The sequence below is a fragment of the Modestobacter sp. VKM Ac-2983 genome, assembly GCF_026967885.1.
Taxonomy (GTDB): Bacteria; Actinomycetota; Actinomycetes; order Mycobacteriales; family Geodermatophilaceae; genus Modestobacter.
The window spans coordinates 424,227-448,860 of record NZ_JAPVBK010000003.1 but is presented as its reverse complement, the minus strand read 5'-3'; the positions used below and the strand labels follow the sequence as shown (position 1 = coordinate 448,860).

General features: G+C 75.3%; 31 protein-coding genes. 13 read left to right on the top strand and 18 right to left on the bottom strand.

Annotated features, from left to right (window positions below):
* The first annotated feature begins 74 nt into the window (after window positions 1-74).
* Complete coding sequence (locus tag O2W18_RS14075) at window positions 75-914, top strand: hypothetical protein (RefSeq protein ID WP_269188136.1); 840 nt, start codon at window positions 75-77, stop codon at window positions 912-914.
* Here the strand turns inward: O2W18_RS14075 and O2W18_RS14070 are convergent.
* Window positions 810-1,895 (bottom strand): helix-turn-helix domain-containing protein, encoded by a 1,086-nt coding sequence (locus tag O2W18_RS14070; RefSeq protein ID WP_269188135.1) that lies wholly within the window; start codon window positions 1,893-1,895, stop codon window positions 810-812. The genes O2W18_RS14075 and O2W18_RS14070 overlap by 105 nt on opposite strands.
* An 81-nt stretch (window positions 1,896-1,976) precedes the next feature.
* On the opposite strand from O2W18_RS14070, the gene O2W18_RS14065 reads away from it, so the two are divergent.
* Window positions 1,977-2,234 carry a hypothetical protein gene (locus tag O2W18_RS14065; RefSeq protein WP_269188134.1) on the top strand — a complete coding sequence of 86 codons (258 nt, stop codon included), beginning with the start codon at window positions 1,977-1,979 and terminating at the stop codon, window positions 2,232-2,234.
* A 10-nt stretch (window positions 2,235-2,244) separates the two neighbouring features.
* The gene (locus O2W18_RS14060; protein WP_269188133.1) at window positions 2,245-2,463 is read left to right on the top strand and encodes a DUF3072 domain-containing protein; all 219 of its coding nucleotides are present in this window, start codon (window positions 2,245-2,247) and stop codon (window positions 2,461-2,463) included.
* Window positions 2,464-2,698: 235 nt separating this feature from the next.
* Here O2W18_RS14060 and O2W18_RS14055 read toward each other — a convergent pair whose 3' ends face one another.
* Window positions 2,699-3,379 (bottom strand): response regulator transcription factor, encoded by a 681-nt coding sequence (locus tag O2W18_RS14055; RefSeq protein ID WP_269188132.1) that lies wholly within the window; start codon window positions 3,377-3,379, stop codon window positions 2,699-2,701.
* Window positions 3,376-4,677 (bottom strand): sensor histidine kinase, encoded by a 1,302-nt coding sequence (locus O2W18_RS14050; protein ID WP_269188131.1) that lies wholly within the window; start codon window positions 4,675-4,677, stop codon window positions 3,376-3,378. The genes O2W18_RS14055 and O2W18_RS14050 overlap by 4 nt, the downstream gene beginning before the upstream one ends.
* Before the next feature lie 260 nt (window positions 4,678-4,937).
* On the opposite strand from O2W18_RS14050, the gene phoU reads away from it, so the two are divergent.
* Window positions 4,938-5,606, top strand: a complete 669-nt coding sequence (gene phoU, locus O2W18_RS14045; RefSeq protein WP_269188130.1) for a phosphate signaling complex protein PhoU — start codon at window positions 4,938-4,940, stop codon at window positions 5,604-5,606.
* A gap of 126 nt (window positions 5,607-5,732) precedes the next feature.
* On the opposite strand, the gene O2W18_RS14040 is transcribed toward phoU, so the two are convergent.
* From O2W18_RS14040 to mshA, 5 genes are all read right to left on the bottom strand, one after another.
* Entirely contained in the window at window positions 5,733-6,494 is a 762-nt protein-coding gene (locus tag O2W18_RS14040) for a phosphoglyceromutase (RefSeq protein WP_269188129.1), read from the bottom strand.
* Window positions 6,495-6,546: 52 nt separating this feature from the next.
* Window positions 6,547-7,806, bottom strand: a complete 1,260-nt coding sequence (locus O2W18_RS14035; protein ID WP_269188128.1) for an aminotransferase class I/II-fold pyridoxal phosphate-dependent enzyme — start codon at window positions 7,804-7,806, stop codon at window positions 6,547-6,549.
* A 208-nt stretch (window positions 7,807-8,014) separates the two neighbouring features.
* Entirely contained in the window at window positions 8,015-9,589 is a 1,575-nt protein-coding gene (locus O2W18_RS14030) for an MFS transporter (protein WP_269188127.1), read from the bottom strand.
* A 10-nt stretch (window positions 9,590-9,599) separates the two neighbouring features.
* Window positions 9,600-10,115 carry a YbjN domain-containing protein gene (locus O2W18_RS14025; protein WP_269188126.1) on the bottom strand — a complete coding sequence of 172 codons (516 nt, stop codon included), beginning with the start codon at window positions 10,113-10,115 and terminating at the stop codon, window positions 9,600-9,602.
* Complete coding sequence (mshA, locus tag O2W18_RS14020; RefSeq protein ID WP_269188125.1) at window positions 10,112-11,506, bottom strand: D-inositol-3-phosphate glycosyltransferase; 1,395 nt, start codon at window positions 11,504-11,506, stop codon at window positions 10,112-10,114. Before mshA ends, O2W18_RS14025 begins: the two co-directional genes overlap by 4 nt.
* A 114-nt stretch (window positions 11,507-11,620) precedes the next feature.
* Between mshA and O2W18_RS14015 the strand changes: the two genes are divergently transcribed.
* The 4 genes from O2W18_RS14015 (at window position 11,621) to O2W18_RS14000 (ending at window position 13,760) form a co-directional block, all read left to right on the top strand.
* Window positions 11,621-12,406, top strand: coding sequence for an SDR family oxidoreductase (locus O2W18_RS14015; RefSeq protein WP_269188124.1), 786 nt, complete (start codon window positions 11,621-11,623; stop codon window positions 12,404-12,406).
* A gap of 246 nt (window positions 12,407-12,652) precedes the next feature.
* Window positions 12,653-12,844 carry a hypothetical protein gene (locus O2W18_RS14010; RefSeq protein WP_269188123.1) on the top strand — a complete coding sequence of 64 codons (192 nt, stop codon included), beginning with the start codon at window positions 12,653-12,655 and terminating at the stop codon, window positions 12,842-12,844.
* Window positions 12,845-13,020: 176 nt separating this feature from the next.
* On the top strand, window positions 13,021-13,155 hold the full coding sequence (locus O2W18_RS14005) for a hypothetical protein (protein WP_269188122.1): 135 nt from the start codon (window positions 13,021-13,023) through the stop codon (window positions 13,153-13,155).
* A gap of 131 nt (window positions 13,156-13,286) precedes the next feature.
* On the top strand, window positions 13,287-13,760 hold the full coding sequence (locus tag O2W18_RS14000; RefSeq protein ID WP_269188121.1) for a GNAT family N-acetyltransferase: 474 nt from the start codon (window positions 13,287-13,289) through the stop codon (window positions 13,758-13,760).
* Here the strand turns inward: O2W18_RS14000 and O2W18_RS13995 are convergent.
* Together O2W18_RS13995 and O2W18_RS13990 are read right to left on the bottom strand one after the other, a co-directional pair.
* Window positions 13,757-14,032 (bottom strand): hypothetical protein, encoded by a 276-nt coding sequence (locus O2W18_RS13995; protein WP_269188120.1) that lies wholly within the window; start codon window positions 14,030-14,032, stop codon window positions 13,757-13,759. The two genes, O2W18_RS14000 and O2W18_RS13995, sit on opposite strands and share 4 nt — an antisense overlap.
* Complete coding sequence (locus tag O2W18_RS13990) at window positions 14,029-15,063, bottom strand: UDP-N-acetylmuramate dehydrogenase (RefSeq protein WP_269188119.1); 1,035 nt, start codon at window positions 15,061-15,063, stop codon at window positions 14,029-14,031. The genes O2W18_RS13995 and O2W18_RS13990 overlap by 4 nt, the downstream gene beginning before the upstream one ends.
* Before the next feature lie 40 nt (window positions 15,064-15,103).
* On the opposite strand from O2W18_RS13990, the gene O2W18_RS13985 reads away from it, so the two are divergent.
* The 4 genes from O2W18_RS13985 to O2W18_RS13970 are packed head-to-tail and all read left to right on the top strand — an operon-like array spanning window position 15,104 to window position 17,872.
* Complete coding sequence (locus O2W18_RS13985) at window positions 15,104-15,949, top strand: class I SAM-dependent methyltransferase (protein ID WP_269188118.1); 846 nt, start codon at window positions 15,104-15,106, stop codon at window positions 15,947-15,949.
* A 29-nt stretch (window positions 15,950-15,978) separates the two neighbouring features.
* Window positions 15,979-16,758 carry a maleylpyruvate isomerase N-terminal domain-containing protein gene (locus O2W18_RS13980; RefSeq protein ID WP_269188117.1) on the top strand — a complete coding sequence of 260 codons (780 nt, stop codon included), beginning with the start codon at window positions 15,979-15,981 and terminating at the stop codon, window positions 16,756-16,758.
* Window positions 16,759-16,760: 2 nt separating this feature from the next.
* Window positions 16,761-17,621, top strand: coding sequence for a spermidine synthase (locus O2W18_RS13975; RefSeq protein ID WP_269188116.1), 861 nt, complete (start codon window positions 16,761-16,763; stop codon window positions 17,619-17,621).
* A gap of 47 nt (window positions 17,622-17,668) precedes the next feature.
* Window positions 17,669-17,872, top strand: a complete 204-nt coding sequence (locus O2W18_RS13970; RefSeq protein WP_269188115.1) for a PspC domain-containing protein — start codon at window positions 17,669-17,671, stop codon at window positions 17,870-17,872.
* A 27-nt stretch (window positions 17,873-17,899) separates the two neighbouring features.
* On the opposite strand, the gene O2W18_RS13965 is transcribed toward O2W18_RS13970, so the two are convergent.
* The 8 genes from O2W18_RS13965 to O2W18_RS13930 all read right to left on the bottom strand — a co-directional run bounded on the left by O2W18_RS13965 (window position 17,900) and on the right by O2W18_RS13930 (window position 23,694).
* Window positions 17,900-18,187 carry a DUF2516 family protein gene (locus O2W18_RS13965; RefSeq protein WP_269188114.1) on the bottom strand — a complete coding sequence of 96 codons (288 nt, stop codon included), beginning with the start codon at window positions 18,185-18,187 and terminating at the stop codon, window positions 17,900-17,902.
* A gap of 186 nt (window positions 18,188-18,373) precedes the next feature.
* Entirely contained in the window at window positions 18,374-19,156 is a 783-nt protein-coding gene (locus O2W18_RS13960) for a hypothetical protein (RefSeq protein ID WP_269188113.1), read from the bottom strand.
* Window positions 19,153-19,665: a helix-turn-helix domain-containing protein gene (locus tag O2W18_RS13955; protein WP_269188112.1), complete on the bottom strand. Its 513-nt coding sequence runs from the start codon at window positions 19,663-19,665 to the stop codon at window positions 19,153-19,155. Before O2W18_RS13955 ends, O2W18_RS13960 begins: the two co-directional genes overlap by 4 nt.
* Before the next feature lie 55 nt (window positions 19,666-19,720).
* A complete protein-coding gene (locus tag O2W18_RS13950; RefSeq protein ID WP_269188111.1) occupies window positions 19,721-20,710 on the bottom strand; it encodes an asparaginase in 990 nt (329 codons plus the stop codon).
* Window positions 20,710-21,276 carry an RsiG family protein gene (locus O2W18_RS13945; protein WP_269188110.1) on the bottom strand — a complete coding sequence of 189 codons (567 nt, stop codon included), beginning with the start codon at window positions 21,274-21,276 and terminating at the stop codon, window positions 20,710-20,712. The genes O2W18_RS13950 and O2W18_RS13945 overlap by 1 nt, the downstream gene beginning before the upstream one ends.
* Window positions 21,273-22,139: a 3-keto-5-aminohexanoate cleavage protein gene (locus tag O2W18_RS13940; RefSeq protein ID WP_269188109.1), complete on the bottom strand. Its 867-nt coding sequence runs from the start codon at window positions 22,137-22,139 to the stop codon at window positions 21,273-21,275. The genes O2W18_RS13945 and O2W18_RS13940 overlap by 4 nt, the downstream gene beginning before the upstream one ends.
* Complete coding sequence (gene ygfZ / locus O2W18_RS13935; protein WP_269188108.1) at window positions 22,136-23,248, bottom strand: CAF17-like 4Fe-4S cluster assembly/insertion protein YgfZ; 1,113 nt, start codon at window positions 23,246-23,248, stop codon at window positions 22,136-22,138. Before ygfZ ends, O2W18_RS13940 begins: the two co-directional genes overlap by 4 nt.
* Complete coding sequence (locus tag O2W18_RS13930) at window positions 23,245-23,694, bottom strand: Fur family transcriptional regulator (RefSeq protein WP_269188107.1); 450 nt, start codon at window positions 23,692-23,694, stop codon at window positions 23,245-23,247. Before O2W18_RS13930 ends, ygfZ begins: the two co-directional genes overlap by 4 nt.
* Before the next feature lie 40 nt (window positions 23,695-23,734).
* Between O2W18_RS13930 and O2W18_RS13925 the strand changes: the two genes are divergently transcribed.
* On the top strand, window positions 23,735-24,580 hold the full coding sequence (locus tag O2W18_RS13925) for an aminotransferase class IV (RefSeq protein WP_269188106.1): 846 nt from the start codon (window positions 23,735-23,737) through the stop codon (window positions 24,578-24,580).
* Window positions 24,581-24,634 lie beyond the last annotated feature (54 nt).

Here is a 24,634-nt window from a genome sequence, read left to right as displayed (position 1 = left end):
CTGGCCCCCTCCAGAGGCTCGCGCCGGCGGAGCGAGGTGTGAGGGCGAGGGCGTCCTTTCACTACGCTGCGCCGGTGGACCCGAGTGCAACCGCCGACGCCCCTCCCGAGGTCGGCCTGGACTTCCCCCGCGAGTGGATCGAGTTCAGCGACCCGGCCGATCCCGAACACCTCGTGCGGGCCGATCTGACCTGGCTGACCAGTGCCTGGACCTGTGTGTTCGGGCGCGGGTGCGCCGGTGTGGTGGCGGGTCGGGCCGAGGACGGGTGCTGCAACCACGGCGCCTTCTTCACCGACACCGACGACCTCACCCGGGTCGAGGAGTCCGTCGCCGAGCTGACGCCGGCGGACTGGCAGCGGCACCCCGGCACGCCCCCCGGCCGGGACGACTGGACCGAACCGGACACCCTGACCGAGCCCGCGCCGGGCGAGGCCGCCGAGGAGGCGCTGCGGACCCGGGTGGTCGAGGGGGCCTGCGTCTTCCTCAACCGGCCGGGGCACCCCGCCGGCGCCGGGTGCGCGCTGCACGCCCTGGCGCTGCGGCAGGGCCGGCACCCCCTGGAGACCAAGCCCGACGTCTGCTGGCAGCTGCCGGTGCGCCGGGAGCAGGAGTGGGTCGACCGCCCCGACGACAGCCGGGTGCTGGTCTCCACGATCGGCGAGTTCGACCGGCGCGGGTGGGGCCCCGGTGGGCACGACCTGCACTGGTGGTGCACCGGTTCCCCGACCGCGCACGTCGCCGCCGAACCGCTGGTGGAGACCTACGGCCCGGAGCTCACCGCGCTCCTCGGCCCAGCCGCGTACGCCGAGCTACGCCGGCTGACCGAGGCCCGCCTGGACGCCGGGCTCGTCGCCCCGCACCCCGCCAGCCCCCAGCCGGTCCCGGTGGAGCTGCACCGGCGCCGTCCCGACTGAGGAGCCCGGGCGGGCCCCGGCCCGGAAGGTCTGCCGGTAGGCCCGCGGGGAGACCCCGCGCCGCCGGGTGAACTGCTCCCGCAGGCCGGCCGCGGTGCCGAAACCGACCAGCCGGGCGATCTCCTCCACCGGGGCGTCGCTGTCCTCCAGCAGCGCCTCGGCGGCGGCCAGCCGTTGAGCGAGGAGCCAGGCGTGCGGCGTCGTCCCGGTGGTGGCCTTGAAGCGGCGGGCGAAGCTCCGCGGGCTCATCAGCGCGCGGCGGGCGAGCAGCTCGACGCTGATCTCCTCTGCCAGGTGCGCCCGGGCCCACTCCAGGACGACGCCCAGCAGGTCGTCCTCGCAGCGGGCGACCGGGGTGTCGATGTACTGCGCCTGCCCGCCGTCGCGGTGCGGGGGCACGACCATCTCCCGGGCGAGCGCGTTGGCGGCGGCGGCGCCCCATTCCCGGCGGACCAGGTGCAGCAGCGCGTCGATGCCGCTGGCCGTGCCGGCCCCGGTGATCACCTGGCCGTTGTCCACGTACAGGACGGCAGGGTCGACGTGCACCCGCGGGAACCGGGCGGCCAGCTCGCCGGCGTACCTCCAGTGCGTGGACGCCCGCTGGCCGTCGAGCAGCCCGGCCCAGGCCAGCGCGAACGCCCCGGTGCAGTGGCTGACGACCATCGCCCCGCGGGCGTGCGCCGCACGGATGCCGTCGAGCAGTTCCGCCGGCGGTGGCTGGTCGCGCTGCTCCCAGGCGGTGATCAGCACGATGTCGGAGGTCGCCAGCCGGTCCAGCCCGTGCTCGATGAGCATCGCGAGCCCGGTGTCGGTGCGGAGCACGCCCGGTCGTTGCGAGACGAGCGCGAAGTCGAACCGCGGCAGGCCCATCGCACGGCGGTCGTAGCCGAACACCTCGGCGGCCACGCCGATCCCGAAGCTGCCCACCATGCCGTCGGTGACCACGAGGCTGACGACGAGCGGGCGGTCCGATGTGCTCATGGGCACATCATGGCAGGAAACATGCGGCCGCGGTCAGTCCTGCCACTCGTGGCCCGGCGGCGCGGGGGCGACGCTCTCCGCATGTTGCTGATCACCTGCCCCGTGACCCGGACCGACGAGCTGGTCGCCGACCGGCGGATCCGATCGGTCGCCAACCACCCCACGCACATCGCCGTCGCGGTCGACTGCCCGTCCTGCGGCGGCACCCACGTCTTCCGGACCGGACGGCGGTGGGAGGACCGCGGCACCGAGCGCACTGCCCGGGCCGCGCAGCAGGCCGCCGTCCAGGCGACGACGGCCACCGCGGCTCGGGCTGCGCGGGTCCGGGAGCCCGCGTAACTTCGAACACATGAGCGAAGCGAACACCACCGGTCCCGACAGCCCGCAGAGCACCGAGAAGGACCCCGACGACTGGGTGACCGGTGGCGAGCCGGCCACCGGCGCGCAGAAGAGCTACCTGAACACCCTGGCCCGCGAGGCCGGCGACGACGTCCCCGACGACATCAGCAAGGGCGACGCGTCGAAGAAGATCGACGAACTCCAAGAAGAGACCGGCCGAGGCCAGTAGAGGTCGAGCCGGGGCGCGACCAGAGGCGGTCTCGCCCTCCAGAGCCGGACGACGCCACCCGTGGTCGCCTGACACGGGGGACCCGGAGGGTCCTCCTGCCAGGCGACGGGCCTCGCCGCAGGCGGTCAGGCCGGACGGCGGGCCCGCAGGGTCCACCTCCGGCCTGACAGGAGCGGCTCAGCGCAGACCGGCCCCGCTCCTGGCCGTGGTGGGAGGCCGGAGGCCGACAGTCCTACTACGCCTCGAACTTGTAGCCCAGGCCGCGGACGGTGACCAGGTAACGCGGGTTGGCCGGGTCGGGCTCCAGCTTGGCGCGCAGCCGCTTGACGTGGACGTCGAGGGTCTTGGTGTCCCCGACGTAGTCGGCGCCCCAGACCCGGTCGATGAGCTGGCCGCGGGTGAGCACCCGGCCGGCGTTGCGCAGCAGCAGCTCCAGCAGGTCGAACTCCTTGAGCGGCAGCGACACCGTCTGACCGTCGACGGCGACGACGTGCCGTTCGACGTCCAGCCGGACCGGTCCCGCGACGAGAGCACCCTCGGCCGTCTGCTCGCTCTCGGTGCCGCGGCGCAGCACCGCCCGCATCCGGGCGACGAGCTCCCGGGCCGAGTAGGGCTTGGTGACGTAGTCGTCGGCGCCGAGCTCGAGCCCGACGACCTTGTCGATCTCGGCGTCCTTGGCGGTGAGCATGATGATCGGCACCGAGCTCTTGGCGCGCAGCGACCGGCAGACCTCCGTGCCCGACAGGCCGGGCAGCATCAGGTCCAGCAGGACGATGTCGGCCCCGGCCCGATCGAACTCGACGAGCGCGTCCGTCCCGGTGGAGGCCACGACGGTGTCGTAGCCCTCCCGCCGCAACATGTAGGACAGCGCGTCGGAGAAGGACTCCTCGTCCTCCACCACGAGCACTCGGGTCATGACCGTCCCTTCTGCAGGGCCCCGGAGGGTCCCTCGTCGGCCCCGGAGGAGCCCTGATCGGATGTCTGGCGGCTGTGCAGCGGCGGAACCGGTGGGCGTTCGGGCGCACCGTCGTCGTCCATCGACCCGTCGGCGTCGGTCGCCAGCGGGATGCGCAGGGTGAAGGTGGAGCCGAGCCCCTCCTCGCTCCAGACCGTCACCGAACCACCGTGGTTGGAGGCCACGTGCTTGACGATCGCCAGCCCCAGCCCGGTGCCGCCGGTGGCACTGGCCCGGGACTGGTCGACCCGGTAGAAGCGCTCGAACACGCGCGAGCGGTCCGAGCGGGGGATGCCGATGCCCGAGTCGGTCACCGCGACCTCCGCGAAGCCCGACCGCGCCCGCGCGCCCACGGCGATCGTGGTGCCGCCCGGACTGTAGGCGACGGCGTTGGCGAGCAGGTTGGTCAGCGCGGTGGCCAGTTGCGCCTCGACCCCCCGGACCACGAGACCGGGCTGAGCGGCGACGGCCAGCTGGATGTCCTTCGCGGCCGCGGCGGCCCGGGTCCGGTCCACGGCCTCGGAGACGACCGTGCCCACGGCGACCGGCACCAGCTCGGGCAGCGGCTCGGCGCCCTGCAACCGCGAGAGGTCGATGAGCTCGCGGACCAGCCGGGCCAGCCGATCGGCCTCGTGGCTCATCCGCGCAGCGAAGCGCTGGACGGTCTCCGGGTCGTCGGCCGCACCCTGCACCGCCTCCGCCAGCAGTGCGAGCGCGCCGACGGGTGTCTTCAGCTCGTGCCCGACGTTGGCCACGAAGTCCTTGCGGACCGCCTCGACCCGGCGCGCCTCGGTGACGTCCTGCAGCACGAGCGCGACCGGCCCGGCCGAGACGGCGGGGCCGGTCCCGAGCCGGATGCCGTGCACGGCCACCATCCGCGGCCCCGCGCCCACGAGGTCACTGGACAGGGCGACGTCGGCTCGCTGGGTCCCGGTGACCTGCACGTCGCGGGCCACCTCCACCAGCCCGGGGACCAGCAGCCGGTCGCCGCGGAGGATCCCCAGCGCCCGGGCGGAGGTGTTGGCCAGCAGCACCCGCTCGTCGGGTCCGAGCAGGACGACGGCCGGGTCCATCAGGTCGACGAGCCGCCGGCTCAGCGCGGCGTCCGCGTCGGTGTGCCGATCGGCACGATCGGCCGATCCGGCCCCGTGGTCGGCCGCCGCCCGCCGGGCGCGCGAGGACCGCACGACCAGCGCCGCCGACGTCGTCAGCAGCAGGCCGAGCACCAGGCCCACCAGCAGGGCGACCACCGGGTCCACGATGCCGATGCTAGACACGGCCGGGGCCCGGACCAGCATCGACGATGATGATCACCCGGTCGGGGCAGAGGAGTTCACCGCCGGGCCGCAGGCCGTTCACCTGGCGGCCTCCTCGGGCCGGGAACCGGGTCTCTACCCTCGATGACACACGTGTCGCGACCGACGAATCCGTCGGCGGCGCGCACGCGGGGGGGCCGCGTCGTCCCGGGTCGCCGTCCCCCGAGTGCCGCCTGCGCGCGGCGACGGGACGAGGAGGAACCGTGTTGCGAGAGAGCTACCGCGAGGAACTGGACGACATCAACGCCTGCTTGGTGGAGATGGCCAACTCGGTCGGCTCGGCGATGAGCACGGCCACGACCGCCCTGCTGGACGCCGACGTCGCCCTCGCCGACCTGGTGATCGCCGGCGACGAGCGCATCGACGCCGTCCGGGAGAGCATCGAGGAGCGGTGCTTCACCCTCCTCGCCCGCCAGCAGCCGGTCGCCACCGACCTGCGGGCGATCACCACCGCGATGCGGATCGTCGGCGACCTGGAGCGGATGGGCGACCTCGCCGAGCACATCGCCAAGGTCGCCCGGATGCGCTTCCCCGAGCACGCCGTGCCGCAGGAGGTGCGGCCGGTCTTCCTGGAGGCCGGCAACATCGCGGAGAGCCTGGTGACCAAGGCAGGCACGGTCATCGCCAAGCGGGACGTCGAGGCGGCCATCGAGCTCGAGGCCGAGGACGACCAGATGGACAAGCTGCACAAGCAGCTGTTCCGTGAGCTGCTCGCCCCGAGCTGGGGCCACGGCATGGAGTCGGCCATCGACGTCACGCTGCTGGGCCGCTACTACGAGCGCTTCGCCGACCACGCGGTCAGCGTCGCCCGCCGGGTGGTCTTCCTGGTCACCGGCGAGAAGCCGCTCCAGGCCGCGACCGACCCGGTCTGAGCCCACCCGGACGACGAGACGGGGCCCGGGCGCGCACCGCGCCCGGGCCCTGCTGCACCCGACAGGGCGGCCCCTCTGCCGGGGCCCGCCCCGAGCCTGCGAGGGGTGGGGGGCAGAGGGGTCCTTCTACTTGCCCTGGTTCTTGACCGCCTCGATCGCGGCGGCCGCGGCGTCGGGGTCGAGGTACTGCCCGCCGGTCGTGATCGGCCGCAGGTCGGCGTCCAGGTCGTAGCGCAGCGGGACGCCGGTGGGGATGTTCAGCCCGACGACCTCGTCCTCGCCCATGCCGTCCAGGTGCTTCACCAGGGCCCGCAGGCTGTTGCCGTGCGCGGCCACCAGCACGGTCCGGCCACTGCGCAGGTCCGGCACGATCGCGTCGTACCAGTACGGGAGCATCCGGACGACCACGTCGGCCAGGCACTCCGTGGCCGGGCGGGCCTCCGGGGGCAGGAACGAGTACCGCGGGTCGCCGTCCTGGCTGTACTGACTGCCGGCCTCGATCGGCGGCGGCGGGGTGGCGTAGCTGCGCCGCCAGGTCATGAACTGCTCCTCGCCGTACTCGGCGAGCGTGGCGGCCTTGTCCTTGCCCTGCAGCGCCCCGTAGTGCCGCTCGTTCAGCCGCCAGGAGCGGCGGACCGGGATCCACTGCCGGTCGGCGGCGGCCAGGGTCAGCTCGGCGGTGGTGATGGCGCGCTTGAGCAGGGAGGTGTGCAGGACGTCGGGGAGCACGCCGTGCTCGGCGAGCAGCTCCCCACCACGGGCGGCCTCGGCGCGCCCCTTCTCCGACAGCTCGACGTCCACCCAGCCGGTGAACAGGTTGGCCTTGTTCCACTCGCTCTCGCCGTGGCGGAGCAGGATGAGGGTCCCGGTGCTCGTCGTGTGGCTCACCCGGCCATCCTGCCCGACCGCCGCCCCGCCCGTGCACGGCAGTCCGGCGACCTCATGCCATCGCCCCGGCCCTCACGCCGACCAGCTCCGGGGTGCGCACCCCGCGGACGGCGGCGGCCACCAGCTCCCCGGCCCGGCGCAGCTGCTCCTCGGTGTGCGTGGCCATGACCGCCAGGCGCAGCACGCCCTGCCCGCGCGGGACGGCCGGGTAGCTGACCGCGTTGGTGTAGACCCCGGACTCGTGGGCCGCGGCCCATGCGCGGCGGGTCGCCTCGTCCTCCCCGGTGCGGACCGCGATGACGGCGCCCTTGCCGGGCAGCGGCGGTGCGCCGTGCTCGGTGAGCACCCGGCGCAGCAGGTCGCTGTTGTCCCGCAGGCGCTGCATCCGCTCCGGCTCCCGGCGCAGCACGCGGAGCGCGGCGAGCGCGGCGGCGACCGCCGTCGGGGCGTTCGCGGCGCTGAAGATGTAGGGCATCGCCGAGGCCCGGATGCCGTCCGCCACCGCCCGGGAGGTCAGCACCGCACCGCCCACGCTGGCCAGCGACTTGCTGAACGCCACGGTGACCGCGTCGACCCGGTCCAGGACGCCGGCGGCCTCGGCGGCGCCCCGGCCGTTCGCCCCGAGCACGCCGAGCCCGTGCGCCTCGTCGACCACCAGCCGGGCGGAGAACCGCCCGCAGAGGCCGGCGATCGCTGCCAGCGGAGCTGACTCCCCGCTCATCGAGTAGACGCCGTCGACGACCACGACGGCCCCGGCCTCGGGGTCCAGGCGCCCCAGCCGCCGCTCCAGCGATGCCACCGAGTTGTGCGTGAACCGCAGCACGGTGCCCCGACTGGCCGCCGCGGCGGCGTGCAGGCTGGCGTGCGCGTGCGCGTCGACGAGGAGCACGTCGCCGGGAGCACCGATCGTGGACAGGATGGCGGCGTTGGCGTTGACCCCGGCGGAGGTCAGCACCGCGTCCTCGGTGCCGTGGTGCTCGGCGAGCTCCCGCTCCAGGGTCAGGTGCAGCCGGGTGGTGCCGTTGAGGATGCGGCTCCCGGCCGCGCTGGTGCCGTACTGCCGCAGCGCGTCGACCGCGGCCTCGACCACCTGCGGGTCGCCGGCCAGGCCGAGGTAGTTGTTGGTGCCGAGGTTGATCCGGGTCCGGCCGTCGTCGAACACCGTGAGTGGCTGGGGTGCCCCGGCGGTGGGCACCGAGTGCGTGGCCATCCCCTCCCGGACGTGCCGCCGCATCATCTCCGCGCGGGTGCTCTCCAGCAGCGGGGCGAAGGGGTCACGGCGGGTGGGGACGGGCCGGGCAGCGTCGAACACGGGCAGCTCCTCGCAGTTCGGCGCGGGGATCGCAGCCGTTCACCCCTGACCCTGGCGGCCAACACGCTCCGTGGTCAACAGATACCGCTCAGTCCGGTCGAGGGTCACCCGAGCAGGCGTGGGGCGGGTCACTCCTCGACGGAGCGTGTCGGATCGGGCAGCCGGCAGGCCCGGGCGGGTGACACCCGGCCGCGCGAGGGTGAAGGGCTCAGGCGGCCGGGCGACGGCCGGGGAGCCAGAGCAGGACGACGACCGCGGCGATCACCGCAGCGGCCGCGGTGCCGACGGCGGTCAGGTGCATGGCACCCACGAACGCCTCGCGGGCCGGGTCCACGACGGCCCCGGCCGCGGCCGCGGTCTCCCCACCGGCTGCCTCGGCGTCCGCCACGGCGGACAGCGTCGCGATGATCGACTCACCGGCCTGGTCCCGCGCCCCGGCGGGGAGGGCCTGGACGTCGTCCCCGAGCCGGTTGGCGTAGGAGGTGGCCAGCACCGAGCCGAGGATCGCCACCCCCAGCGCGCCGCCGACCTGGCGCACCGCGTTGTTCACCGCTGCCCCGGCCCCGGCCTTCTCCCGCGGGACGACGGACATGATCGACTCCGTCGCCGGGGCCATCACCGCACCCATGCCGACGCCCTGCAGCGCCAGGTCGGCGAGCACCAGCCAGACCGGGGCGTCGGCGTCCAGCAGCTGGATGCCGGCGAAGGAGAGCGCGATCAAGGTGAAGCCGGTGGCGCAGACGGCCTTGGCGCCGAACCGCTGGGCCAGCCCCGAGGTGCGCGGCGCGGTCAGCGCGATCCCCAGGGCGACCGGCACCAGCGCGGCCCCGCTCTCCAGCGGCGAGTACCCGCGCACGCCCTGGAGGTAGTAGACGAGGTAGAACGTCGCCCCCTGGAGGGCGAAGAAGTTGAGCGCCAGCGCCCCCGCCGCCGCGGAGAACGCGGGGTTGCGGAACAGCGAGACGTCCAGCGCCGGGTGCGCCGTGCGCCGCTGCCACCAGATGAAGACGACGAGCAGGACGACGCCGCCGGCCAGCGGCCCCCAGGTCTGCAGCTCGCCCCAGCCCTCGCTGCCGCCGCGGATGATCCCGTAGACGACCCCGACCAGCGCGGCGATGGACAGCAGCACCCCAGGGACGTCGAGCCGGCCCGGGTCGGGGTCCCTGGACTCGGGGACGACGGTCAGCACGCCGACCGCGCCGAGGGCAGCCACCGGGACGCCGAGCAGGAAGACCGCTCCCCACCAGAAGTGCTCCAGCACCAGCCCACCGGCCAGCGGCCCACCTGCGACGGCGAGCCCGGAGGCCCCCGCCCACAGACCGATCGCCCGGCCCCGCTCACCGGCGGGGAAGACGTTGGTGATCACGGCGAGGGTGGCCGGCTGGATCGCCGCGCCCCCGACGCCCATCAGCGCCCGCCAGCCGATCAGCTCGAGCGCCGAGTCGCTGGAGGCGGCCAGCACCGACCCGAGCGCGAAGATCGTCAGCCCGGCCAGCAGCACCTTGCGCCGGCCGATCCGGTCACCGATGACGCCCCAGCTGAACAGCAGCCCGGCGAACACCAGGATGTAGGAGTCGATGGCCCACTGCAGCTCGCCCTGGGTGGCGGCCAGCTCCCGCTGCAGGGTGGGCAGCGCGACGTTCAGGATCGTGTTGCCCATGATCACCATGAGCAGGCAGACGATCATCGTCCCGAGCACCCACCAGCGGCGCTCGTAGCCCGCCGGCAGCTCGCTCGTCGCCGGCTCACCCGCCGCCGGTGCCGGGCGCTCGGTGGTGCTCACGCGGGGCGGCTCACTCGCGCGGGCGCCGGGTCGGGTCGGCGAACGCGGCGAAGGCCTCCAGGTTGCGCAGTGACTCCCCGCGCTTGACCCGCCAGTCCCACTCGCGGCGGATCGAGGTGCCGAAGCCGATCTCCAGCAGCGTGTTGAAGTGGTCGTCGGCGTAGCTGAGCACCGAGCCGAGCAGCCGGTCGATCTCCTCGGGGGTGATCACCGCGTGCGGGAGCCGGCCGGTCAGGTACACGTCACCGACGCTGTCGATCGACCAGCTCACCCCGTAGCTGCGCGCGTTGTGCTGCAGCAGCCAGGCCCACAGCTGCTCGCGGTTCTCGTCGGGCTGCCGGCAGACGAAGGCCTCGACGGTGAGGGCGTGGGCCCCGATGGTCAGCCCGACCACGGTCTTCAGCTTCTTCGTGCCGGGCAGCGTGACGACGAAGCGGCCCACACCCGGGTGCTCGTGCTCCAGCTCGGCGGCGCGCAGCGTCTCCTCGACGACCGCGTCGAGTTCGGGGAGGCTGCGCTCGCTCATCGCCGGGCCCGACCGCCCAGGCTGCTCCCCCCGGTCAGCACCCGCACGGCCTCGGCGGCCCGGTGGGCGGGGCGCACCCGGCGCCGGCCCATCTCGGTCATCGCCGCGGCGTAGGCCTCGACGAGGGAGTCGGTGGTGCGGTCCCAGCTGAACGCGGCGGCGTGCCGGCGGGCCCCGGCGGCCAACAGCTCCCGGCGAGCCAGCACCCGGCGGACGGCGCCGGCGTAGTCCTCGGGGTCGCGCCCGGCGACCAGCAGCCCGGAGACCCCGTCGTCCACGGCGGTGGGCAGCCCGCCGACCGCGGCGGCGACCACCGGGGTGCCGCAGGCCTGCGCCTCGAGTGCGACGAGGCCGAACGACTCGTTGTGGCTGGGGACGACGGCGACGTCGGCGGCCCGGTAGTGGTCGGCGAGCTGCGCGGGGGCCTGCGGCGGCAGGAAGCGGACCACGTCGGCGACCCCGAGGGAGACGGCCAGCTCCTGCAGCCGCTGCGGTTCGGCCAGCCCCGACCCGCTGGGCGCGCCGACCACCAGCACCTCGAGCCGGTTCCGCAGGGCCGGGTCGGCGGCCAGCATCCGGGCTGCGGCGTGCAGCAGCATCTCCGGGGCCTTGAGCGGCTGGATCCGGCCGACGAACAGCAGCACGACGGCGTCCGGGGCCACCCCGACCCGTGCCCGGGCCGCCTGGCGGTCGCCGGGCCGGAAGCACTCCAGGTCCACGCCCGGCGGGATGACCAGGGTGCGACGGGGGTCGGCGTCGTAGAAGTCGACCAGCTGCCGGGCCTCCTCGGCGGTGTTGGCCACCAGCCGGTCGGCCTCGGCGACGACCTGCTCCTCACCGATCACCCGGGTGCGCGGCTCGGGCTCGTCGCCCTCGGCCAGCGCGGCGTTCTTCACCTTCGCCAGGGTGTGTGCCGAGTGCACCAGCGGCACGCCCCAGCGGTCGCGGGCGAGCCAGCCGACCTGGCCGGAGAGCCAGTAGTGGGAGTGGACGACGTCGAAGTGCCCGGGCTCGTGCTGGGCCTCCTCGCGCAGCACCGCGGCGGTGAAGGCGCACATCTGGGCGGGCAGCTCCTGCTTGCCCAGGCCCTCGAACGGTCCGGCGCTCACGTGCCGCACGGTCACGCCGGGGCTCATCTCGACCACGGGTGGCTGTTCGCTCGAGGTCGCCCGGGTGAACACGTCGACGGCGATCCCGCGGGCGGCCAGCCGGCGGGAGACCTCGACCACGTAGACGTTCATCCCCCCGGCGTCACCGGCGCCCGGCTGCTCCAGCGGGCTGGTGTGCACCGACAGGGTCGCCACCCGGCGGGGCAGCACCGGCGCGGCCGGCTCGGGTGCGGCGCCGGCCCGCCAGGGCGTGGGCTGGCGCGGATGGCGGCGAGCGGGCACAGAGCTCCTCCCGCTCGGGCGCCGGGGGCCGCTGTGGCCTGCCGTGGCTGCTGAGGCGGCCCGGTCGGGACACCCTGTCGTCGTCCCAGTCTGCAACAGCGCCAGGATGGGCACATGTCCAGCCCCGTCGCCCCGTCGTCCACCAGCACGCCCTTCGCCGGGTCGGGCCGCGTCGCGGTCGTCACCGGAGCCTCCAGCGGCATCGGCGCCGCGACCGCGGAACGGCTGGCCGCCGACGGCTTCTCCGTGGTGCTGGCCGCCCGCCGCATCGACCGGCTGACCGAGCTCGCGGAGCGGATCGGCGGCCGGGCGGTGCAGCTGGACGTGACCGACCCCACGTCCGTCGCGGCGCTCGCCGCCGGGCTGGAGCGGGTCGACGTGCTGGTCAACAACGCCGGCGGGGCGTTCGACAGCAACCCGGTGGCCGACGCCGACCTGGACTCCTGGCAGCGCACCTACGACGTCAACGTGCTCGGCACCGTGCGGGTGACCACGGCGCTGCTGCCCGCACTGCGGGCCTCGGGCGCGGGCGACCTGGTGTTCGTCGGCTCGACGGCCGGGTTGGTCAGCTACGAGGGCGGGGCGAGCTACACCGCGGCCAAGCACGGGGTGCACACGCTGGTCGAGACGCTGCGGCTGGAGCTCGTGGCCGAGCCGGTCCGGGTGGTCGAGATCGCGCCGGGGATGGTCAAGACCGAGGAGTTCTCGCTCAACCGCACCAAGTCTCAGGAGAAGGCCGACGCCGTCTACCGGGGGGTGCGCGAGCCGCTGGTCGCCGCGGACGTCGCCGACTGCATCGCCTGGGCGGTCACCCGACCGCACCACGTGAACGTCGACCTGCTCGTCGTCCGCCCGCGGGCTCAGGCCGCCCAGCACAAGGTCGCCCGCGACCCGGAGTGATCGCCTCCGCGGCGACTCGGCCGGTCTGACCTCCTGGGAACCGGTTCGCGCCGCAGATCCCGGCGGGAGACCGCGATGGCGGACGCTAGTGCTCTGCTCACCCCCGGTGAGCAGAGCACTAGCGTCCACCGACCACCTCCGGGCGCGCGGGCAGCCGAGAGTGATCGAGGTGTGCGATCGCCGCCCGGCTGAGCGGGTGGTCACCGGGGGTCGACGGACGGACACCGTCCGGAGGAGCATCGCCGCATGCACGGGGACGGGCGCGAGACGAACCAGTACTCCCCGGCCGGCTCGGTCGGGAAGCTGGGCGACCTGGCCGGGGGCTGGGTCACCAACCCCCGCGGTCGGCGGCGGGCGCTGCGCATGCTGCTGTGGCTGGCGGTCACCCTCGCCGTCCTCACCGGCCTGGCGGTCGCGCTCGCCCTGCTGCTGGCCTGACCACCCGGTCCGGTGTCGTGGGCGGCGCGCCCAGGTGGAGGGACTCGTCCCAGGCGCACGGTCATGCCCTGACGGCGGTGGGCTAGGGCACGAGGGTGACGCCGAACTGCTCGCGCACCGCGGCGACCACCCGGTCGGCGAAGGCCATCGGCTCCGCGGCGGTGGCACCGGGCTCGGTGGTCAGCGCCAGGCTGTACTGCATCGCCTGGGCGGTCACCCGGCCGCGCCACGTGAACGTCGACCTGCTCGTCGCCCAGGCCGCCCAGGCCGCCCAGGCCGCCCAGCACAAGGTGCACCGCGAGTCCGACTGAGACCGCCCATGCCGCGGACGACGTCGAGATCCGACTGAGCGCTGCCTCCGGGCCCGCCGACCCAGCACCCAGCCGGTTTGGATGTCGCCAGCCGATCCCTTCGAGACGTGTCCGTCCGACATGATCTGCCCGTGCCCGTTCTCCCTCTGACGATCCGCCCGGCCGTCCCCGGCGACCACGACGCGGTGCAGGCGCTGGCCGGCGAGCTCACTGCCGGGATCGCCACGTGGCGACCCGCGGACGGTGCGGCCACCGCGGCGAAGAGCTGGGTGGTCGACGCCTGCCGGGCCGCCGACGACGACGATCACCTGCTGCTGGTCGCCACCAGCGCCGAGGAGGACGTGCTCGGTTTCGCCGGGGCGAGCGCGCGGCGGCACTTCAGCGGTGAGCGCGAGGTCTACCTGGGTGAGCTGGTGGTCGCGCCCGGCGCCCGCCGCCGCGGCGTCGGCACTCTGCTGGTGGCCGCGGTCGAGGCGTGGGCACGCTCCCGCGGACTCCACCGGGTCACCCTCGACACCGGCAGCGCCAACCAGTCGGCGCGGGAGCTCTACGCCGGGCTCGGCTACGCCGAGGAGCAGGTCACGCTCTCCCGGGCACTGTCCTAGTCCGCGTTGCGGTGCAGGACGTCGTAGGCGCGGGTCACCCGCGCCGGGTCTGCGGCGGTGCCGCTCTTCTCGAACAGCGACTGTGCGTCGGTCACCTCGGCCTCGGTGGCGCTCCCGGAGTTCAGCACCCGGGAGATCAGCCCGCTCAGCGCGGCGTCGGCCTCGACCCGAGCCATCCACCCGGTGAGCTGGGCGGGATCGGCCGGCATGGGGGCCGGGGTGCGCAGCGCGTCGTAGAGGGCACCCAGCTGCAGCGACTCGTCCGGCCTCACGCGCGCACCGCCGTCGGCTCGGGCACGAGGGTGACGCCGAACTGCTCGCGCACCGCAGCGACCACCCGGTCGGCGAAGGCCATCAGCTCCGCGGCGGTGGCGCCGGGCTCGGTGGTCAGCGCCAGGCTGTGCCGCGCCGAGGTGCCGACCTTCCCGGCGCGGGTGCCCCGCCCGTAACCGGAGTGCTGCACCAGCCAGGCGGCGCTCAGCTTCACCTGCGCGGCCCCGTCGGCACCGATCCCGGCCGGCCAGGACGGGCACTCGGGCACCGCGGTGCCGACCGGCACGACCGGGTTGGTGAAGAACGACCCGGCGCTGCGCGAGTCGGGGTCGGCCGGGTCCCAGACCATCCCCTTGCCGCGGCGCAGGGTCAGGACGGCGTCCCGCACGGCGGCCAGCGGGGCGGTCTCGCCCAGCTCGACGCCGAGCGCCCTGGCCAGCTCGGCGTAGCTGACCGGGCTCGACTGCGCCGAGGCCCGCAGCAGGAAGGTCACCGCGAGGACGACGTACGCGCCGGGCTGCTGCTTGAGCCGGCTGTCCCGGTAGGCGAAGCCCAGCTCGGCGGGGAGGAACACGCGCTCGGCCCCGGCGGACCGGTCGTACACCAGCACCGAGGTGATCAGCGCCGCGACCTCCTGGCCGTAGGCACCGACGTTCTGCACCGGGGTGGCGCCGGTCGAGCCGGGGATGCCCGACAGCGCCTCCATACCGGCCAGCTGCTGGGCCACGGTGTGCGCGACCAGGTCGTCCCAGGGCTCGCCGGCCTCGACCTCGAGCTCGATCCCGTCGGGGGTGTCCCGGCGGGCGATGCCCCGGGTGCGCACGAGGACCACGTCGCCGGGCCAGCCGGCGTCCGGGGCGACGATGTTCGAGCCGCCGCCGAGGACCAGCAGCGGGCGGCCGGCGTCGTCGGCGTCGCGGACGGCGACCACCAGCTCGTCGCGGCCGGTGACCTCGACCAGGCGTTCGATCGGACCGCCGACCCCGAGGGTCGTCAGGTCCGCCAGCCGGGCGTCGTGGCGTACCTGCACGGGACCACCGTAATCGGCGCCACGGCTAACCTCGTGCACCGTGAGCGACCACACCCAGCGTGCGTCGCTGCCGCCCGTCCGCAAGGCCCCTCGACTGGCCGCCGGCCGCGCCCGTGCCCTCGGCCTGCCGACCCGCGGCACCACGAACGCGAACCGGCTGCGCCGGGTCGACCGCTGGCTGGTCGCCACGCAGGTCGCCCGGCTGCGCGACGCCGCCCGGCCGCTCGTCGTCGACCTGGGCTACGGGGCGTCGGCGGTGACCACCCTGGAGCTGGTGGACCGGCTCGCCCCGGAGGTCGACCGGCTGGAGGTGGTCGGGCTGGAGATCGACCCCGAGCGGGTGGCCGCCGTGGCCGCCGACCGCGACCCGCCGCGGGTGGACTTCCGGGTGGGCGGCTTCGAGCTGGCCGGGCTGCAGCCGGTGCTGGTGCGGGCGTTCAACGTGCTGCGCCAGTACGACGAGGAGTCCGCCGGCCGGGCCTGGGAGACCATGCGCGCCGCGCTGGCGCCCGGGGGCCTGCTGGTCGACGGCACCTGCGACGAGTGGGGACGGCGGTCGACCTGGGTGGCCCTGGACGAGGACGGCCCCCTCACCCTCACCCTCGCCGCCCGGGTGTCGGACCTGGAGCGCCCCTCCGACCTGGCCGAGCGGCTCCCCAAGGCGCTCATCCACCACAACGTGCCCGGCCAGCCGGTGCACGCCTTCCTCACCGCCTTCGACCGCGCCTGGGCCTCGGCGGCCGGGCTGTCGACGTTCGGCCCCCGGCAGCGCTGGGCCGCCGCGGTGGAGACGCTGGCCGACGACGGCTGGCCGCTGGTGGGCCCGCCCCGGCGGTGGCGGCACGGCGAGGTCAGCGTGCGCTGGTCGGCGGTCGCCCCGACCTGACCCGGCAGCGCGTGCGGCACCATGGGGACGTGCCGGCACCGCTGCTCTCCCCCGACGAGCTGCACGACCGGTGCATCGCCGCCGTCGTGCAGGACGGCGAGCGGATCGGCGTGCTCGCCCAGGAACTGGACGCCGGGCGCATCCCGGTCGCCGGGGGGCTGCAGACCGAGGTGCCCTGGGTGGCCGGCTGGACCGCCCGCGACCTGATCGCCCACGTCGGCGCGGTGCACCGATGGGTCACCGGGATCCTGCGGGCCGGCCACACCCGCGCACCGGGCTCCTCCAGCGGCATCACCCCGCCGCACGATGACCTGCACGGCTGGTACGCCCTGGGCCTCACCGAGCTGGTCGCCACGCTGCGCACCACCGACCCGGACACCCCCGCCTGGCACATGAGCCCGGCCGCCACCCGCACCGCCCGCGACTGGGCCCGGCGGCAGGCGCACGAGCACACCGTCCACCGGCAGGACCTGGAGGCAGCCGCGTCCCTGGACCACGCCCCGGTCGACCCGGTGCTGGCCGGCGACGGGGTCGACGAGCTGCTGGCGATCGTGCTCCCCCGCTGGCAGCACACCGCCCCGCTGGTCACCGCCCGGGCGTCGGTCGGCGTCACCGCGACCGACCTGGAGCGCGGCTGGACCGTGGAGGTGGCCGACGGCGCCGTCCGGTGCACCGACGGCGCCGCCGCGGGTGCCGATGCCCAGCTGTCCGGCTCGGCCGGCCAGCTGCTGCTGCGGCTGTGGGGCCGTCCCGCCGAGGTGACCGTGCACGGTGACCGGGCCGCCGAGGCCCTGCTGCGGGGGCGCTGACCGTGGGCCGGCGCGACCGCGGGCACCTCCGCGCCCTCCCGGGCGCCACCGAGGTGGGCGGGGGGACGGCGGAGCTCCTCGCCGACGCCGACCGGGACGGCGCCTGGCAGCTGCTGGTCAACGGCACGCCGCAGTCGCACGTCGACCTGACCGACCCGACGTACCTGGAGTTCGAGTACGTGCGGCGGATGGGCCACGTGCTGGACCTGGTCGCCGACCCCGACCGGCCGCTGGACGTGGTGCACCTGGGCGGGGGCGCGCTCACGTTGCCCCGCTACGTGGCGGCGACCCGGCCGGGGTCCGCGCAGCGGGTGATGGAGCTCGACGAGGCGCTCACCGAACTGGTGCGCCGCGAGCTGCCCCTGCCCCGGAACGCCCGCGTCCGGGTCCGCGGGATCGACGCCCGGGCCGGGCTGGCCGCACTGCCCGACGCCAGCGCCGACGTCGTCCTGGTCGACGTCTTCGCCGGCGCCCGAACCCCGGCCCACCTGACCACGGTCGAGTTCGCCACCGACGTGGCCCGGGTGCTGCGCCCCGGCGGCACGACGGCCTGGAACGTCTCCGACGGCCCGCCGCTGCGCTTCGCCCGCGCCGAGGCCGCGACCCTGCGGGCCGTCTTCGGCCACGTCGCCCTGCTCGCCGAGCCCGGCACCCTGCGCGGGCGCCGGTTCGGCAACACCGTGGCGGTCGCGTCGGCGGCCGAGCTGCCGATCGCCGGCCTCACCCGCCGGTGCGCCGGTGACCCGATGCCCTCCCGGGTGGTCAGCGGCGCGGAGCTGGACCGCTTCGTCGGGCAGGCCGTGCCGGTGACCGACGCCGTCGCCGAACCCTCACCCCCGCCACCGGCCGGCGTCTTCGGCTGACCGCCGCGGGAGTGCACCGGCCGGGCCCTCGGCCTAGGGTCGAGCCCATGACCGCTCCCGCATCCCGACGGCTCACCCGCGACACCCGGCACAAGGTCATCGCCGGCGTGTGCGCCGGACTGGCCCGCCGCTACGGACTCTCCCGCACCGGCCTGCGACTGGCGTTCGTCGTCTCGTGCGTGCTCCCGGGCCCGCAGTTCGTCGCCTACCTCGTGCTGTGGGTCGTCATGCCCCGCGACGACCGGGCCTGACCGCCGCCCCGTCCGGCGGCGGTGGGCTCACCAGCTGGAGTTGCCCCGGGGCAGGCCGCGCACCGCAGGGCGGACGTCCACCAGGTAGACGACCGCGGCGATGACGGCCGGCAGGCCGAGGAAGCTCAGCGGACCCTGCCAGAGCAGGAGCAGCGTCGCGAGACCGGTGATCGCCATCCAGCCGGGCTTGCTCAGCTTCCCCGCCGCGACGAACGCGGCCGCCGGTCGGATGATCGCGTCGACGAAGGCCCACACCGCGAGGGCGAGGGTCGCGTAGACGACGACGAGGTTGATGAGCCCGTCGATGCCAGCCATGTCAGCAGGATAGGCGCGCAGAGCCCCGCGGTGGTGCCTCGCCCCACATGAGACCGGCTGCCCGCCCTCTCGGGGTGGGACGACAGCGCCCCGGAACCCGCAGTCGCGGGCGCCGGGGCGCGGTCAGGCCCCCTTGCCGGGTCCCGCCACGAGCTTGCGAGTGGTGGGGCGCAAGGGGGTCCTTCTTCAGCTGGCGTCGTCGGTGCTCTTCGCCGGGACGGCCAGCGGGTCGGGCAGCGGGTCGGCGGCCGACTCGACCGGGGCGACGGTCGCCGGGGTGGCCTTGGGAGTGCGCTTGGCGGCCGCCTTCTTGGCCGGGGCCTTCTTCGCCGGGGCGGTGGTGTCCCGGGCGCTGCGCTTGGCCTGCTCAGCGACCTCCTGGGTCTCCTGCTGCGCGGCGTCCACGGCCTTGTCGGTGCGCGACTTGGCCTTCTGCGCGACCGAGGTGACCTCGTCGGAGGCCTTCCCGACGGTCTCACCGGTCTCCTCGAGCACGTCCTCGACGGTGTCCTCGACGGCGTCGACAGCCCGCTCGGTCCGGGCCACGACCTTGCGGAACGCCGGCTGGGTCCGGAGGTCGTCGACGACCTTCTCGCCGCGACCGGCCAGCTCCTCGATCGCGCCGAGCGCCTGGGTGCGGGCGCTCTCCACGAGGCCGGTCACGGTGCCGAGCACGGTCTCCGGGCGGACGGTGGTGGCGACCCCGCGGGCCTGCTCGGCGCGGACCCGGGCCTCGGCCGCCGCCTGGGCGGCGCGGGCGCGGGCGGCCTCGACGCGGGTGCGCGCCTCCTTGCCGGCCAGGTCCGCCTGCACCTGGGCCTCGCCGGGCAGCGCCTCGGCGCGGGTGCGGAACGTGCCGACGACGGTGCGGGCGCGGTCGACGGCGACGTCGCCGGCGCCGAGCGCGGCCAGCAGGCCGGTGCGGACGAAGGTCTCGCCGTGGTGCTTCAGGGTGTCGGTGCGGCTCATGCCGGCTCCTCCTGGGGAGTGGGGGTAGGTGCGGTGGTGGGGGCGGGTGCTGAGGACACAGCCGCCTGCTCGCGGGCGAGCTGTGCGGCGTGCTCCCGGGTGTAGGTCTCGTACAGCTCCAGGAGCACGGCCTTGTGCCGCTCGGAGAGCGCCTCGTCGGCCCGCAGGGCGGCGACGGTGCTCGCCGTCCCGGACCGCCGGTCGAGGATCCCGGCCTGCTCGTAGAGCGTCTCCGCGGAGATCTTCAGGCCGCGGGCGATCTGCGCCAGGATCTCGGCGGAGGGCTTGCGCAGCCCGCGCTCGACCTGGGACAGGTAGGGGTTGCTCACGCCGGCCAGGCGGGAGAGCTCCCGCAGCGACACCTGGGCGGCGTTGCGCTGGTTGCGGATGAACTCACCGACCGAGGAGCTGACGGTCGTGTTCACCGTCGAGGCCTCGGCGGCCGCCGTCGCGACGCTCTCGCGGACGGCGGTCACCTGGTCCCGGACGAACTCCGTGGGTCGCTGCACAGCCCCACGCTAGCCCAGTGTGCTAGCTCTTGCAAGCAGGCTGCTAGCGGCTGGCTCAGCCGAGGACGGCGGCCGCCCGGACCGCGCCCACCACGCCCTCGCCGCCGTTCACCGGCGTGACCAGCCACCGGGCCAGCGTCTCGGCCGGCACCCCCAGCCGCTGCAGCCCGGCGGCCAGCGCCGGCGCCCGGCCACGGTCGCCACCGTCGTCCAGCTTCAGCGCCACCGCCCCGGCGCCCGGCAGCGCGGCCACGTGCACCCCGTCGGCTCCGCCCTTGACCAGCAGACCGTCCACGGCCTGCATCAGCTCGGTGTCCTCCCGACCGGTGCCGGCCACCAGCCAGGGGTGCGCGCGCATCGCGTCGGCGACCCGGCGGCCCGGCGTCCCCGGCTCGTCCTGCACCAGGGAGAGGACGCCGCGGGCCAGTCCGGTCAGGGAGATCGCGTGCTGCGGTGCGCCACACCCGTCGACCACGACCGCTGCGACCGGCTCACCCGCGGCCTCGCCCAGCCGCGCCTCGATCGCCTGCTGCAGCGGGTGCCCCGGGTCCAGGTACCCGGCCGTCGGCCAGCCGGCCGCCACACAGGCGGCCAGCATCGCCGAGTGCTTGCCCGAGCAGTTCATCGCCAGCCGCTCCGGCGACCGGCCGGCCACCAGCCAGTCGGCGCGGGTGCGCTCGTGCTGCGGCAGCGCCGGCGGGCACCCCAGGTCGTCGGGGCCCAGCCCGGCGGCGGCGAGCAGCTCGCCGGCCAGTGTTCGGTGCTCGTCCTCACCACTGTGCGAGGCGGCCGCGATCGCCAGCTCCCGGTCGTCCCGCGGCTGCCAGCCCGCCTGCAGGTAGGTGGTGGCCTGCACCGGCTTGTTCGACGAACGCGGCAGCACCGGCCGGGTGACGTCCCCGACCTCCAGCAGCGGCGCACCGTCGGCGCCCAGCACGACCAGCGCGCCGCGGTGCACCGACTCCAGCACGTCCACGCCGAAACCGGCGCGCCAGACCTCGACCAGGACCGGTTCGTCCGCCCAGGTGGTCAGCTGCTCCCGCATCAAGCGCGGTGCCGGGACTCGTCGGCCAGCAGCTGCGCGACGTCGGCCAGGCCCTCGCGGTAGCGGCGGGCCAGCTCACCTGCGACCGCGTCCATCACCTGCTGCACCCCGCGGCGCCGCTCGGACAGCGTCCGCTCCCCCTCACCCAGCGCCCGGGCGGCCTGCTCCAGCTGGTCGTCGGGCAGGGACGGCACGTCGGACAGGTCGACCCCTGGCGCCAGCCCGTTGACCCAGGTCTCGAACTGCTCCGGGGACGTCGGCTGGACGGTCTGGTGCCGGCCGAGCCCGTGCGCGGGACCCCGGCCCTTCTCCGCGAGGATCTCCGGCAGCAGGTCGACCAGCGAACGGCCGTCGTGCTCGGCCCGACGCTGCAGCTCGCGGCGGACGATGTCCAGCCGGCCCTGCAGCAGCCGCCGGGTGTAGGAGAGGTTGACCTCCTCCTGCTCGGCCCGGTGCCGCAGTGCGCGGACCTCGGTCATCGGCAGCTCCTGGACGCCGTCCAGGAAGGAGGGGTCGAGGAGCTCGTCGACGCCGGCGCCGCCGGCAGGAGAGGTGGGGGCAGTCATCGGGAGGCCTCCGCAGGGGTGGGGACGCGGGTGATGCCCAGCAGCTGCCGGGCATCGCTCGGGGTGAGGGGTGGGCGCTGGGCGATCCGGGCGAGCCCGGCCGCCCGGGCGACCAGCTGGGCGTTGTCGCGCACCGGCTCGCCGGGGGCGTAGGTCAGCGTGTCCTCCATGCCGACCCGCAGGTGACCCCCGGCCGACAGCGCGGCCAGCATCACCGGCAGCGAGGTGCGCCCCACGCCGGTCGCGGCGAAAGTGGCGCCGGGCGGGAGGAACGGCAGGCAGGCGGCCAGCGCCGCGGTCGTGCCGGGCATCCCGCCGGGCACGCCCATCACCAGGTCGACGTGCACGTGCCCGCCGGCGGGCGGCCCGTGCCGGTCGAGCAGCCGGGAGAGGGTGGCCAGCTGGCCGAGGTCGAACACCTCGTACTCCGGGACGATCCCCCGCTGCTGCATCTGGGTGTGCAGCTCGACGATCAGGTCCCAGGGGTTGTAGAAGACGTCCCGGCCGAAGTTCACCGTGCCCAGCGACAGCGAGGCGGCGTCCGGCTCGGCGTCCAGCACCGCCAGCCGGGCCTCGGCCGGGTCGGTGACCGCGCCGCCGGTCGAGAGCTGCACGACCAGGTCGGTGGCCTGCCGGACCGCGGCGACGACCTCGCGGACCCGGGGCAGGTCCAGCGTCGGCCGGGTGTCGGTGCCGCGGACGTGCAGGTGCAGCACCGCTGCACCCAGGGCCTGGCAGTCGCGGGCGGTCGAGACCACCTCCTCGACGGTCACCGGCAGCGCCGGGACGTCGGACTTGGCCGACTCCGCCCCGGTCGGTGCCAGGGTCAGCAGGGTGCCCTGGACGCCGACCGGAGTGCTCACCGGCCGATCGTCGCAGACCGGACCGCCCGCACGCGGTCGCGGGCCGCCGCCCGGGTGTCGTCCAGCGCCGCCGGGGCGTCGTCGGGGTCGATGACGGCGACGGCCTCCCCGACCCGCAGGTCTGCATCGGGGGCCACGGACTGCTTGACCAGCGCCAGCCCGATCACGCCCAGCTCGTGGTGGCGGACCACGCTGCCCACCCGGCCGACCTCGCGGGTGCCGGCGGTGACCGGGGTGCCCGGCGCGGGGAGCACCTCGCTCATCCCGTCCAGGTGCAGCAGCACCTGGCGGCGCGGCGGGCGGCCGAGGTTGTGCACCCGGGCGACCGTCTCCTGGCCGCGGTAGCAGCCCTTGTCCAGGTGGACGGCGCTGTCCAGCCAGACCAGTTCGTTGGGGATGGTGCGGTGGTCGGAGTCGATCCCGGCGCGCGGGCGGCGGGCCTCGACCCGCAGCGCCTCGTAGGCGTCCAGGCCGGCGAGCACGGCACCGGCGGCCAGCAGGGCGTCGGCCCGAGCGCCCACCTCGGCCCGTGGCAGGAGCAGGTCGACGACCGCCGCCGTCCCGTCGCCGATCGCCGGCATCCGGCGCGCCCAGCCGCCACCGTCCAGCGGCACCACGGCGTGCACCGCCGCCGGCACCGGCCAGCCGGCCGCGGTGAGCACCGCGTCGCCCTGCGGCCCGACCAGGCTCAGCAGGGCCCAGCCCGCGGTCCGCAGCTCGGGCTCCACCCGGAGCATGAACTGCATCTTCTGCAGCCACCCGGTCAGCGCCGCACCGGTGCCCGGCTCGACGTCGGCCCAGGTGGTGCCGGCCAGCTCGGTCAGCACGGCGTGGTGCTCGACCCGGCCGTTCGGGTCGAGGAACAGCGCCTCGGTGCCGGTCGCGTCGGGCAGCTCGCGCAGGTGCTGGGAGGTCAGGTCGTGCAGCCAGCTCAGCCGGTCGGGGCCGGGGACGGCGACGACGTCCCGGTCGCTGCGGTCGACCAGCCCGGCACCCTCGGCGAGCCGGCGCTGCTCGGGCAGCGGCTCGCCGTAGTGGGCCGCGACCGAACCGCCCCCCTCGAGGTCGAGGGCGACGGCACCGGGGCGCTGCAGCAGGGGCGAGCTCATGCGTTCTCCTTCTCCGCGCAGGCTCGACAGGTGCCGGACAGCGCCACGTGACCCACGTCGAGGGTGAAACCCAGCTGGGCGCTCAGACGTTCCGCAGCGCTGTCGAGCAGCGCCGGGTCGACCGAGTGGATCTCGCCGCAGGACTGGCAGACGACGTGCAGGTGCGGGTGCTGGGCGGCGTGGTAGATCGGTGCGCCCTTGCCCAGGTGGGTGTGCCAGACCAGGCCCAGCCGCTCGAGCAGCTCCAGGGTGCGGTAGACCGTCGAGGTGTCCGGGGCCGCGCCACCCGGGCCGGCGTCGGCCCGCAGCCGGGCGCCGATCTCCTCGGGGGTGCCGTGCTCCAGCGCCGCGACGGCCGCCAGCACCCGCTGTCGCTGACTGGTCAGCCGCAGGCCACGGGCCCGCAGCTCGGCGGCCAACGGCGGCGCGCTCTCCGGTCCGGACACGGTGCCGAGCCTAGTTCGCCGATGCGGCAGGGTGGACGTCGTGACGAGCGCGCGGGTCGTGGTCTGGCGGAACGGCACGGCGACGGTGGTCGCGCCGGACGAGCCGGTGGTGACCGGGTTCGACCTGGGGCTCGGCCGGGGTGACGGCGTCTTCGAGTCGGTGCTGGTCACCGGCGGGACGACCCCGCACCTGGACGCCCACCTGACCCGGTTGCGCCGCTCGGCGTCGATCATGGAGCTCGCCCACCCGGGGGACGACGCCGTCCGGGCCGTGGTGGCGACCGGGGTGGCCGACTGGCCGGCCGAGGTCGAGGGCGCCTGCCGGGTGCTGCTCACCCGCGGCCTCGGGGACGACGGGCCGCCGACGCTGCTCGCCCTGCTGGCCCCGGTGCCGGCCGAGACCCTGCGGCAGCGGGAGCGGGGCATCGCCGTGGTCAGCCTCTCCCTCGGCGTGCCCGCCGACGTGCGCGCCACCGCCCCGTGGCTGCTGGGCGGGGCGAAGACGCTCTCCTACGCGGTGAACATGGCCGCCCTGCGGCACGCACACGCCGTGGGCGCCGACGACGTCGTCCTCACCTCGGTGGAGGGCCGACTGCTGGAGGGCCCGACCTCGACCGTCGTCTGGGCGGCCGGTGGCCGGCTGCACACCCCGCCGGTGGACACCGGGATCCTGGCCGGGACGACCCAGGCCCGGCTGTTCGACCGGGCCGAGGCCGCCGGGTGGCCGACCGCCGTGACCCCGGGGTCGGTGGAAGACCTGCGGTCGGCCGACGCCGTCTGGCTGCTCTCGGGCATCCGCGGCGCCGCGACGGTCACCCGGCTGGACGACGCAGCCCGCGGGGACGCCGGGTTGTCCCGACGGGTGCGCGAACTGCTGGCCCGGTAGCCTCGATCGAGGTGCGCCGGGAAGTCTGGTCGGCAACTCTCTTCCCGACCCTGC

What these genes read in the sequence shown, in the direction of transcription:
- O2W18_RS14070 (WP_269188135.1), bottom strand. Translation starts at nt 1,895, where the DNA reads ATGAGCACATCGGACCGCCCGCTCGTCGTCAGCCTCGTGGTCACCGAC.
- O2W18_RS14065 (WP_269188134.1), top strand. Translation starts at nt 1,977, where the DNA reads ATGTTGCTGATCACCTGCCCCGTGACCCGGACCGACGAGCTGGTCGCC.
- O2W18_RS14060 (WP_269188133.1), top strand. Translation starts at nt 2,245, where the DNA reads ATGAGCGAAGCGAACACCACCGGTCCCGACAGCCCGCAGAGCACCGAG.
- O2W18_RS14055 (WP_269188132.1), bottom strand. Translation starts at nt 3,379, where the DNA reads ATGACCCGAGTGCTCGTGGTGGAGGACGAGGAGTCCTTCTCCGACGCG.
- O2W18_RS14025 (WP_269188126.1), bottom strand. Translation starts at nt 10,115, where the DNA reads ATGAGCGAGCGCAGCCTCCCCGAACTCGACGCGGTCGTCGAGGAGACG.
- O2W18_RS14015 (WP_269188124.1), top strand. Translation starts at nt 11,621, where the DNA reads ATGTCCAGCCCCGTCGCCCCGTCGTCCACCAGCACGCCCTTCGCCGGG.
- O2W18_RS14010 (WP_269188123.1), top strand. Translation starts at nt 12,653, where the DNA reads ATGCACGGGGACGGGCGCGAGACGAACCAGTACTCCCCGGCCGGCTCG.
- O2W18_RS13970 (WP_269188115.1), top strand. Translation starts at nt 17,669, where the DNA reads ATGACCGCTCCCGCATCCCGACGGCTCACCCGCGACACCCGGCACAAG.
- O2W18_RS13965 (WP_269188114.1), bottom strand. Translation starts at nt 18,187, where the DNA reads ATGGCTGGCATCGACGGGCTCATCAACCTCGTCGTCGTCTACGCGACC.
- O2W18_RS13960 (WP_269188113.1), bottom strand. Translation starts at nt 19,156, where the DNA reads ATGAGCCGCACCGACACCCTGAAGCACCACGGCGAGACCTTCGTCCGC.
- O2W18_RS13950 (WP_269188111.1), bottom strand. Translation starts at nt 20,710, where the DNA reads ATGCGGGAGCAGCTGACCACCTGGGCGGACGAACCGGTCCTGGTCGAG.
- O2W18_RS13945 (WP_269188110.1), bottom strand. Translation starts at nt 21,276, where the DNA reads ATGACTGCCCCCACCTCTCCTGCCGGCGGCGCCGGCGTCGACGAGCTC.
- ygfZ (WP_269188108.1), bottom strand. Translation starts at nt 23,248, where the DNA reads ATGAGCTCGCCCCTGCTGCAGCGCCCCGGTGCCGTCGCCCTCGACCTC.